General features: G+C 67.5%; 10 protein-coding genes. 5 read left to right on the top strand and 5 right to left on the bottom strand.

Annotation, left to right across the window (positions count from 1 at the left end):
• Positions 1 to 187 precede the first annotated feature (187 nt).
• Genes folD through AC1HFW_RS05405 form a run of 3 tightly spaced genes read right to left on the bottom strand, consistent with a single transcriptional unit; the run spans position 188 to position 3,413 of the window.
• On the bottom strand, positions 188 to 1,039 hold the full coding sequence (folD, locus tag AC1HFW_RS05395) for a bifunctional methylenetetrahydrofolate dehydrogenase/methenyltetrahydrofolate cyclohydrolase FolD (protein WP_006394400.1): 852 nt from the start codon (positions 1,037 to 1,039) through the stop codon (positions 188 to 190).
• The gene (locus AC1HFW_RS05400; protein ID WP_006219003.1) at positions 1,036 to 1,662 is read right to left on the bottom strand and encodes a response regulator transcription factor; all 627 of its coding nucleotides are present in this window, start codon (positions 1,660 to 1,662) and stop codon (positions 1,036 to 1,038) included. The genes folD and AC1HFW_RS05400 overlap by 4 nt, the downstream gene beginning before the upstream one ends.
• Entirely contained in the window at positions 1,659 to 3,413 is a 1,755-nt protein-coding gene (locus AC1HFW_RS05405; protein ID WP_006394402.1) for a PAS domain-containing sensor histidine kinase, read from the bottom strand. Before AC1HFW_RS05405 ends, AC1HFW_RS05400 begins: the two co-directional genes overlap by 4 nt.
• A 348-nt stretch (positions 3,414 to 3,761) precedes the next feature.
• Here AC1HFW_RS05405 and aceE point away from each other — a divergent pair, with 348 nt between their 5' ends.
• From aceE to AC1HFW_RS05430, 5 genes are all read left to right on the top strand, one after another.
• Positions 3,762 to 6,470 carry a pyruvate dehydrogenase (acetyl-transferring), homodimeric type gene (gene aceE, locus AC1HFW_RS05410; RefSeq protein ID WP_061071552.1) on the top strand — a complete coding sequence of 903 codons (2,709 nt, stop codon included), beginning with the start codon at positions 3,762 to 3,764 and terminating at the stop codon, positions 6,468 to 6,470.
• A gap of 12 nt (positions 6,471 to 6,482) precedes the next feature.
• Complete coding sequence (aceF, locus tag AC1HFW_RS05415; RefSeq protein WP_061071551.1) at positions 6,483 to 8,141, top strand: dihydrolipoyllysine-residue acetyltransferase; 1,659 nt, start codon at positions 6,483 to 6,485, stop codon at positions 8,139 to 8,141.
• 12 nt (positions 8,142 to 8,153) lie between these two features.
• A complete protein-coding gene (lpdA, locus tag AC1HFW_RS05420; protein ID WP_479282158.1) occupies positions 8,154 to 9,932 on the top strand; it encodes a dihydrolipoyl dehydrogenase in 1,779 nt (592 codons plus the stop codon).
• A gap of 183 nt (positions 9,933 to 10,115) precedes the next feature.
• Positions 10,116 to 10,889 (top strand): SDR family oxidoreductase, encoded by a 774-nt coding sequence (locus AC1HFW_RS05425; protein WP_061071549.1) that lies wholly within the window; start codon positions 10,116 to 10,118, stop codon positions 10,887 to 10,889.
• Positions 10,890 to 11,039: 150 nt separating this feature from the next.
• Positions 11,040 to 11,948 (top strand): LysR family transcriptional regulator, encoded by a 909-nt coding sequence (locus AC1HFW_RS05430; protein WP_116522820.1) that lies wholly within the window; start codon positions 11,040 to 11,042, stop codon positions 11,946 to 11,948.
• 64 nt (positions 11,949 to 12,012) lie between these two features.
• Here AC1HFW_RS05430 and AC1HFW_RS05435 read toward each other — a convergent pair whose 3' ends face one another.
• The gene (locus tag AC1HFW_RS05435; protein WP_006387491.1) at positions 12,013 to 12,207 is read right to left on the bottom strand and encodes a putative motility protein; all 195 of its coding nucleotides are present in this window, start codon (positions 12,205 to 12,207) and stop codon (positions 12,013 to 12,015) included.
• Positions 12,208 to 12,310: 103 nt separating this feature from the next.
• Positions 12,311 to 13,189, bottom strand: coding sequence for a hypothetical protein (locus AC1HFW_RS05440; RefSeq protein ID WP_479282160.1), 879 nt, complete (start codon positions 13,187 to 13,189; stop codon positions 12,311 to 12,313).

A 13,189-nucleotide genomic window follows, 5' to 3' on the forward strand; every position in this document is an offset into this window, starting at 1 on the left:
ACGCGAGCGCGCCGGCAGGCATAGGGATCAGGTTGGGGCGGCAGGCCGAAAAGCAAGGGCGGGGCTAGCCGCGGGCGCGCCTCGCTCCGCGCGGCGCGTCCAGAAACGACTGTGGGTTTGCCCCCGTCCCCCGGAAGGGCGCGGGGCAAACCCACAAGGGTGCCACGGCGGGGCGCGGGACCGGTCTTCAGGCCGCGGCCCGTTCCGCCGCTTCGACGGTGTTGACCAGCAGCATGGCGATGGTCATGGGGCCGACACCGCCCGGCACGGGCGTGATGGCGCCGGCCACCTGGCTGGCGGAGGCGAAGTCGACGTCGCCGCACAGCTTGCCGTCGGCGCCGCGGTTGATGCCCACGTCGATGACGACGGCGCCGGGCTTGATCATCGAGCCGTCGATCATGCCGGGCTTGCCGGTGGCCACCACCAGCACGTCGGCGCGGCGCGTCTGGGCCGCCAGGTCACGCGTCTTGGAGTTGCAGATGGTGATGGTGGCGCCGGCGGCCAGCAGCAGCATGGCCATGGGCTTGCCGACGATGTTGCTGGCGCCGACGATCACGGCCTCGGCGCCGCGCAGGGCCACGCCTTCCGATTCCAGCATCTTCATGACGCCGTAGGGCGTGCAGGGGCGGAACAGCGGCTGGCCGGTCATCAGCAGGCCGGCGTTGCTGACGTGGAAGCCGTCCACGTCTTTTTCGGCGGCGATGGCTTCGATGACCTTGTGCGAGTCCATGTGCTTGGGCAGCGGCAACTGCACCAGGATGCCGTGGATGGACGGATCGCGGTTTAGCTTGTCGATGCGGGCCAGCAGCTCGGCCTCGGTCATGTCGGCGGGGTACTGTTCCTTGACGGAATGCAGGCCGGCCTTCTCGCACGCGGCGACCTTGTTGCGCACGTACACCTGGGAGGCGGGGTCTTCACCCACCAGCACCACGGCCAGGCCGGGGCGGGTGCCCTTGGCGGCCAGGGCGGCGACGCGTTGGGCGACTTCTTCGCGAATGCGCTGCGACAGGGCGGCGCCGTCGATGATCCTAGCGGTCATGCGTGTGCCTCGGGTTTGGCCAGGGCCACTTTCATGAGATCGGCAACGGTGGTCACTTCAAGTTTTTCCATGATGTTGGCGCGGTGCGCCTCGACGGTCTTGATGCTGATGCCCAGGTCGTCGGCGATCTGCTTGTTCAAGCGGCCGGCGACGATGCGCTCCAGCACCTGCTGCTCGCGCGCGGTCAGGCGCGCCAGCATGGCTTCGTGGTCTTTCTGGGCCTGGTGCTTGCTCACGCGCTGCGTGGCCTGCTCCAGCATGCGCGCCACGATTTCGCGCAGATCGGATTCGTTGAACGGCTTCTCGAGGAAGTCGACGGCGCCCTTCTTCATGGTCGACACGGCCATCGGCACGTCGCCGTGGCCGGTGATGAAGACGATGGGCAGCGGGGCGTTGCGGGCGATCAGCTGCTCCTGCAGTTCCAGGCCGCTCATGCCGGGCATGCGCACGTCGGCGATCAGCACGCCGATCTGGCTGGCGTCGTAGTCTTCCAGGAACGACTCGCCGCTGGCGTAGGCGCGGACGCGGTAGCCGTTGGCTTCAAGCAGCCAGCGCAGCGAATCGCGGACCGCTTCGTCGTCATCAACAATGAATACCGTGCTCGACAGGTGGGGCGTGTTCATGCGTGCAACTCCTCGGACTGATCATTCTGAGCCTGCGTCTGAGACGCAGCGCAGGGCAGGGTAAAGCGGAAAATAGTACCGCCGGCGGGATTGGGGTCCGCCCAGAGGCGGCCGTGGTGCGATTCGATAATGGTACGGCAGATATTCAGTCCCATGCCCAGGCCCTGGGTCTTGGTGCTGAAGAAGGGTTCGAACAGGCGTTCCGGCTCGGCCAGGCCATGGCCGCGGTCGACCACCGCGACCTCGATGTGCTGCTCGTGCAGGATCACGGCCACCTTGAGCTCGTCGGACTCGCTCTTTTCCATGGCTTCCAGGCCATTCTTGAGCAGATTCAGCAGCACCTGTTCGATCAGGATCGGGTCGGCCAGCACGTCCGGCGCGTTCGACGGCACGAAGCTGTCGATGCGGATGCGGCGCTTGCGGGCGTCGATCTCGGCAAAACCGATGGCGTTGTCGACAATGCGGCCGATCGCCACGCGCTGGCGGCGCGGCTCGCTGCGCTTCACGAATTCGCGGATGCGGCTGATGATCTTGCCGGCGCGCTCGGCCTGCGAGGCGGCCTTTTCCAGGGCCGGCAGCAGCATGTTGGGGCTGGTGTGGCCGGCCTTGACCAGGGCCACCGCGCCCATGCTGTAGTTGGCGATGGCGGTCAGCGGCTGGTTCAGTTCGTGCGCCAGCGACGAGGCCATCTCGCCCATGGTGGTCAGGCGGCTGGTGAGCTGGATCTTTTCCTGCTGCACGCGCGAGGCTTCTTCGTGGCCGCGGCGCTCGGTGATGTCGCGCGCCACCTGCATGCGCACGCGGCGGCCATCGGTCCAGGCCAGCATGCGGTGATGCACCTCGAACCAGCGCTGCACCGAGGGCGCGAAGACTTCCACCGATTCGTCGGTGAAGCGGCCGCGGCGGCCGGCCAGCAGCTCGTCGTGGCCGCCGGTCTGGGCGCCGAACACGCGGCGGTAGGTGCGGTTGGCGAACAGCAGCTCCAGGCCGTCGTGGGTGTCGGCGGTGACCGAGATGGCGTCGTCCAGGCCTTCCAGCACCGTCATGAAGCGCTCGTGCGCGGCGGTCAGGGCCTCGCGGATGCGCTTGGGCTCGGTGATGTCGGTCATCGACGTCATCCAGCCGATCTGGTTGCCGTTGGGGTCCAGCAGCGGCGACACGTACATGCGCGCCGTGAAGCGCGAGCCGTCGCGGCGCTGGGCCTCGACTTCCAGGCCGCTGCTGGGGGTCTTGCCGGACATCAGCACGTCCAGCGTGTGCTGGTGCTGTTCGTGGCGGCCCGGCACCCAGTAGGGGAAGGGCGGGCTGCGGCCGATCAGGTCGGCCTCGTTCCAGCCGATCATGCGGCAGAAGGCCGGATTGACGTAGGCGATGCGGCCTTCCATGTCCAGGACGCGCATGCCGGTCGACATGGAGTTCTCCATGGCGCGGCGAAAGCCGGTCTCGGCGATCAGGGCGGCCTCGGCGGCCGAGCGGAAACGGGTATAGCGCCACAGCATCAGCAGGCTGATGACGATCACGCACGACAGCGCCAGCACCACCCAGATCAGGCGCTGCTGCCGCATTTCCTGGTCGATGGTCACGAACATGACGCTGTCGTCATGGATGCGCTGCAACCAGAAGAACACCGCCATCACACAGATATAGAGGATCAGCACCATCGCGGGCGTGACCCAGTACACCCCGCGTCTGCGCGTGCGGGCGTGGTCGTGGAACGGCGTGGGTATATTGGACTTGGGCGCGCTGGACATGGAATTGGGGCGGGATAGACCCAGCATTTTAGTGCGTGTTGGCGGGGAATTGCCGGGAATCAAGCCAGCCGGAAGGGGGATGGGCTAAAAAAGTGCCCGCCGGTCTTTTCAGCTTCTGTTCATATTTTCGCATTATGAAATGCCGTACCGCAACATGAAATTTTCCTTGCGACCGGTTAATCTTCTTTCTTAGAATGCCGGCTGACAGGGCTCAGACCCCGACATCCAGCACAACACCCCGACCCATGCATGGCATGGTAGCCCGGATGATCCCGACTACCATGGCGTGTCCGCGAGTAGATAAATAAGCGGGTGTGGTCACGAACGAACCCCAACAGGAGACACACGATGTCCTCTTTCGCCCAGGCTGGCGCCGTACAGGCTGCCAACGACGAAGACACCCTAGAAACCCAGGAGTGGCTCGAAGCCCTGGCGGCAGTCCTTGATCGCGAAGGACCGCAGCGCGCGCACTACCTGCTGGAACGCCTGATCGACGAAGCCCGTCGTTCCGGCGCCCACATCCCGTTCTCGCCGAATACCGCTTACGTCAACACGATTCCCCCCGGCCTGGAGCCGGCGCACCCGGGCAACCTGGAACTGGAATCGCGCATCCGCTCGTACGTGCGCTGGAACGCCATGGCCATGGTGGTCAAGGCCAACAAGCACAACCCGCCGGACGGCGGCGACCTGGGCGGCCACATCGCCTCGTTCGCCTCGCTGGCCACCATGATCGGCTGCGGCCAGAACCACTTCTGGCACGCCGAAGACGAAAACCACGGCGGCGACCTGGTCTACTTCCAGGGCCACACCTCGCCCGGCATGTACGGCCGCGCCTACCTCGAAGGCCGCCTGACCGAAGAACAGCTGAACCACTTCCGCCAGGAAGTGGACGGCAAGGGCCTGTCCTCGTACCCGCATCCGAAGCTGATGCCGGACTTCTGGCAGTTCCCCACGGTGTCGATGGGCCTGGGCCCGCTGATGGCCATCTACCAGGCCCGCTTCCTCAAGTACCTGCACGCCCGCGGCATCGCCGACACCAGCAAGCGCAAGGTCTGGGTGTTCTGCGGCGACGGCGAAATGGACGAACCCGAGTCGCTCGGCGCCATCGCCCTGGCCGCGCGTGAAAAGCTCGACAACCTGATCTTCGTCATCAACTGCAACCTGCAGCGCCTGGACGGTCCGGTGCGCGGCAACGGCAAGATCATCCAGGAACTGGAAGGCGACTTCCGCGGTTCGGGCTGGAACGTAATCAAGCTGATCTGGGGCGGTTACTGGGATCCGCTGCTGGCGCACGACAAGGAAGGCATCCTGCGCAAGATCATGGAAGACACCGTCGACGGCGAGTACCAGGCGTACAAGGCCAACGACGGCAAGTTCGTGCGCGAGCACTTCTTCGGCAAGCACCCCAAGCTGCTGGAAGCCGTGTCGCGCATGAGCGACGAGGACATCTGGCGCCTGAACCGTGGCGGCCACGATCCGCACAAGGTGTTCGCCGCCTTCGACTCGGCCTCCAAGCATGAAGGCCAGCCGACCGTGATCCTGGCCAAGACCATCAAGGGCTACGGCATGGGCCACGTGGGCCAGGCCAAGAACCCGACCCACCAGCAGAAGAAGCTGGAGCTGGACTCGATCCGCGAATTCCGCGATCGCTTCGGCATCCCCATCCCGGACGACCAGCTGGCCGACCTGCCGTACTTCAAGCCGGCGGAAGACTCGCCCGAAATGAAGTACCTGCACGAGCGCCGCGCCGCGCTGGGCGGCTACCTGCCGCGCCGTCGCGCCAAGGCCGACGAGCAGCTCCAGGCCCCCGCGCTGGACGCCTTCAAGGCCGTGCTGGAACCCACCGCCGAAGGCCGTGAGATCTCCACCACCCAGGCCTTCGTGCGCATCCTGAACCAGGTGCTGCGCGACAAGCAGCTGGGCCCGCGCGTCGTGCCGATCCTGGCCGACGAATCGCGCACCTTCGGCATGGAAGGCCTGTTCCGCCAGATCGGCATCTATGCGCCGGAAGGCCAGAAGTACACCCCGGTCGACAAGGACCAGGTCATGTACTACAAGGAAGCGGCCGACGGCCAGCTCCTGCAGGAAGGCATCAACGAAGCGGGCGCCATGAGCTCGTGGATCGCGGCGGCCACGTCGTACTCCTCGAACAACCGCATCATGATCCCGTTCTTCATCTACTACTCGATGTTCGGGTTCCAGCGCATCGGCGACCTGGCCTGGGCGGCCGGCGACATGCAGGCGCGCGGCTTCCTCCTGGGCGGCACCGCCGGGCGCACCACGCTCAACGGCGAAGGCCTGCAGCACGAAGACGGCCACAGCCACATCCTGGCCTCGACCATCCCCAACTGCGTCTCGTACGACCCGACCTTCGGCCACGAACTGGCCGTGATCATCCAGCATGGCCTCAAGCGCATGGTGGAAGACCAGGAAAACGTCTACTACTACCTGACGGTGATGAACGAAAACTACCCGCAGCCTGGCCTGACCGCCGGCGACGAGGAAGGCATCATCAAGGGCATGTACAAGCTCAAGTCGCACGGCAAGGGCAAGAACCGCGTGCAGCTGATGGGCTCGGGCACGATCCTGCGCGAAGTCATGGCGGCCCAGGAACTGCTGGAAGCCGACTGGGGCGTGGCCTCGGATCTGTGGAGCGTCACCAGCTTCACTGAACTGCGCCGCAACGGCCTGGACGCCGAACGCCACAACATGCTGCACCCCGACGAGAAGAAGCCGCAGGTGGCCTACGTCACGGAACAGCTGGCCAAGACGGAAGGCCCGATCATCGCGTCGACCGACTACATGAAGCTGTTCGCGGACCAGATCCGTCCGTTCGTGCCCAAGGGCCGCGAATACAAGGTGCTGGGCACCGACGGTTTCGGCCGTTCGGATTTCCGCGCCAAGCTGCGCGAGCACTTCGAAGTGGACCGCCACTTCGTCGTGGTCGCCGCGCTGCGCGCGCTGGCCGACGAAGGCAAGGTGCCGGTTGCCAAGGTGGCCGAAGCCATCAAGAAGTACGGCATCAACCCGAACAAAGCCAACCCGCAATACGCCTGAGGGTAAAGAGACATGAGCAACGTCGTGCAAATCAAGGTTCCCGACATCGGCGACTTCAAGGAAGTGGAAGTCATTGAAGTGCTGGTGGCGGTGGGCGACACGATCAAGGCCGAGCAGAGCCTGATTACCGTCGAATCCGACAAGGCCTCGATGGAAATCCCCGCCTCGCAGGGCGGGGTGGTGAAGTCGATCGCGGTCAAGGTCGGCGACAAGGTCGCCGAAGGCGCCGTGGTGCTCGAGGTGGAAGCGGCCGACGCCGCCGCCGCCCCGGCCGCCAAGGAAGAACCCAAGGCCGAAGCGCCCAAGCAGGCTGCCGCCGCCGCCGCGCCCGCCGCCAAGGCCGAGGCCGCCGCGCCGGCCGCCGCCAGCGGTCCGATCGAGATCGAAGTGCCGGACATCGGCGACTTCAAGGAAGTGGAAGTCATCGAAGTCATGGTCGCCGTGGGCGACACCATCAAGGCCGAGCAAAGCCTGATCACGGTCGAGTCCGACAAGGCCTCGATGGAGATCCCGGCCTCGCAGGGCGGCGTGGTCAAGGAAGTGAAGGTCAAGGTCGGCGACAAGGTCGCCAAGGGCTCGATCGTGGTCGTGGTGGAAGGCAGCGCGCCTGCCGCCGCCGCGGCCCCGGCCGCCAAGGCTGAAGCCGCGCCGGCCAAGGCCGAGGCGCCGGCCGCCAAGGAGCAGGCGCCGGCCCCCGCCGCCGCCTCGCGTCCGGCCCCGGCCGCCGCGCTGGAAGACGCCAACCTCAAGCCCGGCCAGCTGCCGCACGCCTCGCCGTCGGTGCGCAAGTTCGCCCGCGAGCTGGGCGTGAACCTGAGCAAGGTCAAGGGCTCGGGTCCGAAGGATCGCATCACCGCCGACGACGTGCGCGGTTTCGTCAAGCAGGCGCTGGCCGCCGGCCCGGTGGCCGCCGCGGGCGGCTCGGCCGATGGCGCCGCGCTGGGCCTGCTGCCGTGGCCCAAGGTCGACTTCACCAAATTCGGCCCGGTCGAAGCCAAGCCGCTGTCGCGCATCAAGAAGATCTCCGGCGCGAACCTGCACCGCAACTGGGTCATGATCCCGCACGTCACCAACAACGACGAAGCGGACATCACCGACCTGGAAGCGCTGCGCGTCACGCTGAACAAGGAAAACGAGAAGTCGGGCATCAAGGTCACGATGCTGGCCTTCCTGATCAAGGCCGTGGTCGCGGCCCTGAAGAAGTTCCCCGAGTTCAACGCCTCGCTGGACGGCGACAACCTGGTGCTCAAGCAGTACTACCACATCGGTTTCGCCGCCGACACGCCCAACGGGCTGGTGGTGCCGGTGATCCGCGATGCCGACAAGAAGGGCATCCTGCAGATCGCCCAGGAAATGACCGACCTGTCCAAGAAGGCGCGCGAAGGCAAGATCTCGCCGGCCGACATGCAGGGCGGCTGCTTCTCGATCTCGTCGCTGGGCGGCATCGGCGGCACCTCGTTCACGCCCATCATCAATGCGCCCGAAGTGGCCATCCTGGGCGTGTCGCGTTCGTCGCACAAGCCGGTCTGGGACGGCAAGCAGTTCGTGCCGCGCCTGATCGTGCCGCTGTCGCTGTCCTATGACCACCGCGTCATCGACGGCGCCGCCGCTGCCCGCTTCAACGCCTATCTGGGCGCCTTGCTGGCCGACTTCCGCCGCATCGCGCTGTAAACGGGGAGCCCTATGAGCAATACCGTTCAAATCAAAGTGCCGGACATCGGTGACTTCAAGGAAGTCGAAGTCATCGAGGTGCTGGTCGCCGTGGGCGATACGATCAAGGCCGAGCAGAGCCTGATTACCGTCGAATCCGACAAGGCCTCGATGGAAATCCCCGCCTCGCAGGGCGGGGTGGTGAAGTCGATCGCGGTCAAGGTCGGCGACAAGGTCGCCGAAGGCGCCGTGGTGCTCGAAGTGGAAGCGGCCGAGGCCGCCGCCGCGCCGGCCGCCAAGGACGCGCCCAAGGCCGACGCGCCGAAGGCCGAAGCTTCCAAGGCCGAGGCCAAGCCGGCCGCCGCGGCGCCCGCCGCCGCGACCTTCAAGGGCTCGGCCGACGCCGAATACGACATGCTGGTGCTGGGCGCGGGCCCCGGCGGCTATTCCGCCGCCTTCCGCGCCGCCGACCTCGGCCTGTCCGTGGTGCTGGTCGAACGCTACGCCACGCTGGGCGGCGTCTGCCTGAACGTGGGCTGCATCCCGTCCAAGGCGCTGCTGCACAACGCCGCCATCATCGACGAGGCGCGCGAGCTGGCCGCCCACGGCATCAGCTTCGGCGAGCCCAAGATCGACCTGGACAAGCTGCGCGGCTACAAGGACAGCGTGGTCGCCAAGCTGACCGGCGGCCTGGCCGGCATGGCCAAGGCGCGCAAAGTGACCGTGGTGACCGGCGTGGGCGAATTCGCCGATGCCAACCACCTGGCGGTCAAGGGTGCCGACGGCAAGTCGCAGACCATCCGCTTCAAGCAGGCCATCATCGCCGCCGGCAGCCAGTCGGTGAAGCTGCCGTTCCTGCCGCAGGACGAGCGCATCGTCGATTCCACCGGCGCCTTGCTGCTGCGTGAAATCCCCAAGAAGATGCTGATCATCGGCGGCGGCATCATCGGCCTGGAAATGGGCACGGTGTACTCCACGCTGGGCGCGCGCCTGGACGTGGTGGAAATGCTGGACGGCCTGATGCAGGGCGCCGACCGCGACCTGGTCAAGGTCTGGCAGAAGAAGAACGCCGGCCGCTTCGACAACATCATGCTCAAGACCAAGACGGTCGGCGCCGAGGCCAGGAAGGACGGCATCTACGTCACGTTCGAGGGCGAGGGCGCGCCGAAGGAGCCGCAACGCTACGACCTGGTGCTGCAGGCCGTGGGCCGCAGCCCCAATGGCAAGAAGATTGGCGCCGACAAGGCGGGCGTGGCCGTGACCGACCGCGGTTTCATCGAGGTCGATCGCCAGATGCGCACCAATGTGCCGCACATCTTCGCCATCGGCGACATCGTCGGCCAGCCGATGCTGGCGCACAAGGCGGTGCATGAAGGCCACGTGGCGGCCGAAGCCGCCGCCGGCCAGAAGTCGTTCTTCGACGCCCGCGTGATCCCGTCGGTGGCCTACACCGATCCGGAAGTGGCGTGGGTCGGCCTGACCGAGGACGAAGCCAAGAAGCAGGGCATCAAGGTCGAGAAGGGCGTGTTCCCGTGGGCCGCCTCCGGCCGCGCCATCGCCAACGGCCGCGACGAAGGCTTCACCAAGCTGCTGTTCGACGCCGAGTCGCACCGCATCCTGGGCGGCGGCATCGTCGGCACCCATGCCGGCGACCTGATCAGCGAAGTGGCGCTGGCCGTGGAAATGGGCGCGGACGTCATCGACATCGCCAAGACCATCCACCCGCACCCGACGCTGGGTGAATCGGTGGGCATGGCGGCCGAAGTGGCCGAAGGCGTGTGCACCGACCTGCCGCCGATGAAGAAGAAGTAAATCGCCCTGGCTGGCCGGATCTACGCATCCGGACGCAGGCACCGCAGCCCGAAGCGCCCCTGGCCTTCGGGCTGTTTTTCATTGGGGCGTTTTTCTGGATAATCTATCCGGCCGCGCCTGGCTGATCCGCGGCGGCCCGCTGCCTAGAATCGAATCTCCATCGACACATGCGGGAGATTTTCCATGGCAGACCATTCCATCAAGGGCAAAGTCGCGCTGATCGCCGGGGGCGCCAAGAACCTGGGCGGGCTGATCGCCCGTGACCTGGCGCGGCAGGGCGCCAAGGCCGTCGCCATCCACTACAACAGCGCCGCGTCCAAGGCCGACGCTGACGCCACCGTGGCGGCGATCCAGGCCGCCGGCGCCAAGGCGGTGGCGCTGCAGGCCGACCTGACCACCGCGGGCGCGGTCGAGAAGCTGTTCGCCGACGCGGTGGCAGCGGTGGGGCGGCCCGACATTGCCATCAACACCGTCGGCAAGGTATTGAAGAAGCCGCTGACCGAGATCAGCGAAGCCGAGTACGACGAGATGAGCGCGGTCAACGCCAAGACGGCGTTCTTCTTCCTGAAAGAGGCCGGCCGCCACGTCAACGACAACGGCAAGGTCTGCACCCTGGTGACCTCGCTGCTGGGCGCGTTCACGCCGTTCTACGCCGCCTATGCCGGCTCCAAGGCGCCGGTCGAGCACTACACCCGGGCGGCCGCCAAGGAATTCGGCGCGCGCGGCATCTCGGTGACGGCGGTCGGGCCGGGCCCGATGGATACGCCGTTCTTCTATCCTGCCGAAGGCGCCGATGCCGTCGCGTACCACAAGACCGCCGCGGCGCTGTCGCCGTTCTCCAAGACCGGCCTGACCGACATCGAGGACGTGGTGCCGTTCATCCGCCACCTGGTCAGCGACGGCTGGTGGATCACCGGGCAGACCATCCTGATCAACGGCGGCTACACCACCAAGTGATCGCTGCCGCCGCCCGGGCATCGCCATCGCGACGGTCCGTGGCGGCACACGCCGGGCGCCCGCCAGCGCTGGCGCTGCGCGACGGCCGGCGTACGGCTATGCTGTCATGGGCGGCGCGGTGCCGCGGGCGCGCGCGCCAGCCGGAGGAGCATGGACAGATTCGAACAGTACCGCGTCTTCGCGCAGGTGGCGGAGATGGGCAGCTTCATCAAGGCCGCCAACGCGCTGGAGCTGCCGCGCGCCTCCGTCTCGGCCGCCGTGCAGCAGCTGGAGGCCCAGCTGGGCGCGCGGCTGCTGCACCGGACCACGCGCCAGGTGCGCCTGACCGCCGACGGCGCCCAGTTGCTGGAGCGCCTGCGGCCGCTGCTGTCCGAGGTCGAGGATATCGACCACCTGTTCCAGCAAAGCCAGCGCCAGGTTTCCGGGCGGCTCATCGTCGACGTGCCCAGCCGCATCGCGCGCCGCCTGGTGGCGCCGGCGCTGCCAGGCCTGTTGCGGCGTCATCCGCGGCTGCAACTGTCGTTGGGCTCCAGCGACCGCGCCATCGACCTGATCCAGGAGGGCGTCGACTGCGCGGTGCGCGTCGGCGCGCTGCATGACAGCAGCCTGGTGTCGCGGCCATTGGGCGGCATCGCCCTGATCAACTGCGCCAGCCCCGCCTACCTGCGCGAGCGCGGCGTGCCACGGGCGCCGCAGGAACTGCCGGGAGAGCACTGGATGGTGGGATACGCCTCGCCGACCACGGGCCGCGAACTGCCCTGGGAGGTGGCGGCCAGCGACGGCGGCCGCCAGGCCATCACGGTGCCCAGCCGGGTGGTGGTCAACAACGCCGAAAGCTATATCGCCTGCTGCCTGGCGGGCCTGGGGCTGATCCAGATTCCGCGCTTCGACGTGCAGGACCTGCTGGATGCCGGCGAACTGGTGGAAGTCATGCCGGCGCATCGCGCCGCACTCATGCCGGTGACGCTGCTCTATCCGCACCGGCGGCAGCGTTCGCGCCGGCTGGCGGTCTTTCTGGAATGGTTCGAGGAATTGATGCGCGGGCACCTGGAGGCCTGACGGCCCCTGGCGAAGACGGGAAAAGCGGAAGGGAGAAGGGCGCGGCCGTGCGCGCCGGCGCGGCTTACGCCTGGGTATTGATGCGGGTGCCGATCTTGCCGTCGATGGCGACCACCGGCAGCGATTGCATCAGCGTGGCGACGGTGTCGGCCTGGGCGTTGATGGCTTTCTTGGTGACGCGGGCCTGGACTTCCTGCATCAGCTGCGCGTCGCGCATGGCCAGGCCGGTGTTCACGGTGTTGCTGACGGAAAGATCCATGGCGGGTGTCCTGTGGAAGGCTGTCCGGACCGAAGCCCGGGATTGAACGATTATCGCAAAGTTTGCGGCATCGCGGCGGAATTTTCCGGCGCTGGCGCCGGCATCAAGGCTGCGGCGGGCATTCCTTGACCGCGCCCCAGCCCCGGTTGGGGCCGCAATATTGCTTGCGCGCGGCCCAGGCGCAATCGGGGCGGTCGAAAAAGCCCAGGGACGCGCAGCGCGCCAGCTCGGTCTTCAGGCTGTCGAGCCAGGCCAGGGGATTTTCGGCGGGGATCTCGGTGATCCGCAGCGTCGGCTTGGGCGCGCCTGGCGTAGCCGCCGGCGCGGGGTCGCGGGCCGGGACCGGCGCGGCATTGGCGCCCGCGGTCGTGGCGGGGCGCGCGGCCGGACTGTCGGCGGCGCCGGCCGGCGCGGTCGTTTCCGGGTCGTCCTCCTGGGGCGCGCCATGCGGCGCCTGCGCCGGGGCGGGGGGCGGCTCGGCTTCCTTGGGGGGCGTGGCGGCGCCGTCGCCGCTGTTCCAGTCGGTCGGGGCGGCGGGGCTGGCCGGCTCCTGGCCGGCGCCCTGCGGCGCGTCGAGCGGCACCCGCACCGGCCCGGCGGCGTGCACGCCGGTGCGCGCGGCATTGGGCGTGCTCCAGGACACCACCAGCAACACCAGCGCGCCATAGATCGCCAACGTATAGAGGACGGTCAGGGTGGCGTAGCCCACGCGCTTGCCGGTGATCGGGGTGGCGTCCTCGCGGCCGATCAGGCTGCGCCAGCCCACCAGGGCGGCGCCGGGCGCGCTGATCAGCGCCCAGCCCAGCCGCTTGAACAGGCTGGGCCGCGGGATCGAGGCCTGCACTTGCGCCGCCAGCAGCTCGCGCAGGGCGCGGTTCTCGTCGCGCAGGCGCGCCGTCTGCGGATCCTCCGGCCCCTCATGCTCGGAATCCGGGGTGCCATCGTGCTGCGTAGCAAGTGGATCGAGTCGAGGGGTGGTCAT

The sequence above is a fragment of the Achromobacter sp. ISS7 genome (genome assembly GCF_056523125.1).

Excerpts from the sequence above, each read along its gene's own strand:
- lpdA (WP_479282158.1), top strand. The coding sequence starts at position 8,154 with ATGAGCAATACCGTTCAAATCAAAGTGCCGGACATCGGTGACTTCAAG.
- AC1HFW_RS05425 (WP_061071549.1), top strand. The coding sequence starts at position 10,116 with ATGGCAGACCATTCCATCAAGGGCAAAGTCGCGCTGATCGCCGGGGGC.
- AC1HFW_RS05400 (WP_006219003.1), bottom strand. The coding sequence starts at position 1,662 with ATGAACACGCCCCACCTGTCGAGCACGGTATTCATTGTTGATGACGAC.
- aceE (WP_061071552.1), top strand. The coding sequence starts at position 3,762 with ATGTCCTCTTTCGCCCAGGCTGGCGCCGTACAGGCTGCCAACGACGAA.
- AC1HFW_RS05440 (WP_479282160.1), bottom strand. The coding sequence starts at position 13,189 with ATGACCACCCCTCGACTCGATCCACTTGCTACGCAGCACGATGGCACC.
- AC1HFW_RS05435 (WP_006387491.1), bottom strand. The coding sequence starts at position 12,207 with ATGGATCTTTCCGTCAGCAACACCGTGAACACCGGCCTGGCCATGCGC.
- AC1HFW_RS05405 (WP_006394402.1), bottom strand. The coding sequence starts at position 3,413 with ATGTCCAGCGCGCCCAAGTCCAATATACCCACGCCGTTCCACGACCAC.
- folD (WP_006394400.1), bottom strand. The coding sequence starts at position 1,039 with ATGACCGCTAGGATCATCGACGGCGCCGCCCTGTCGCAGCGCATTCGC.
- aceF (WP_061071551.1), top strand. The coding sequence starts at position 6,483 with ATGAGCAACGTCGTGCAAATCAAGGTTCCCGACATCGGCGACTTCAAG.
- AC1HFW_RS05430 (WP_116522820.1), top strand. The coding sequence starts at position 11,040 with ATGGACAGATTCGAACAGTACCGCGTCTTCGCGCAGGTGGCGGAGATG.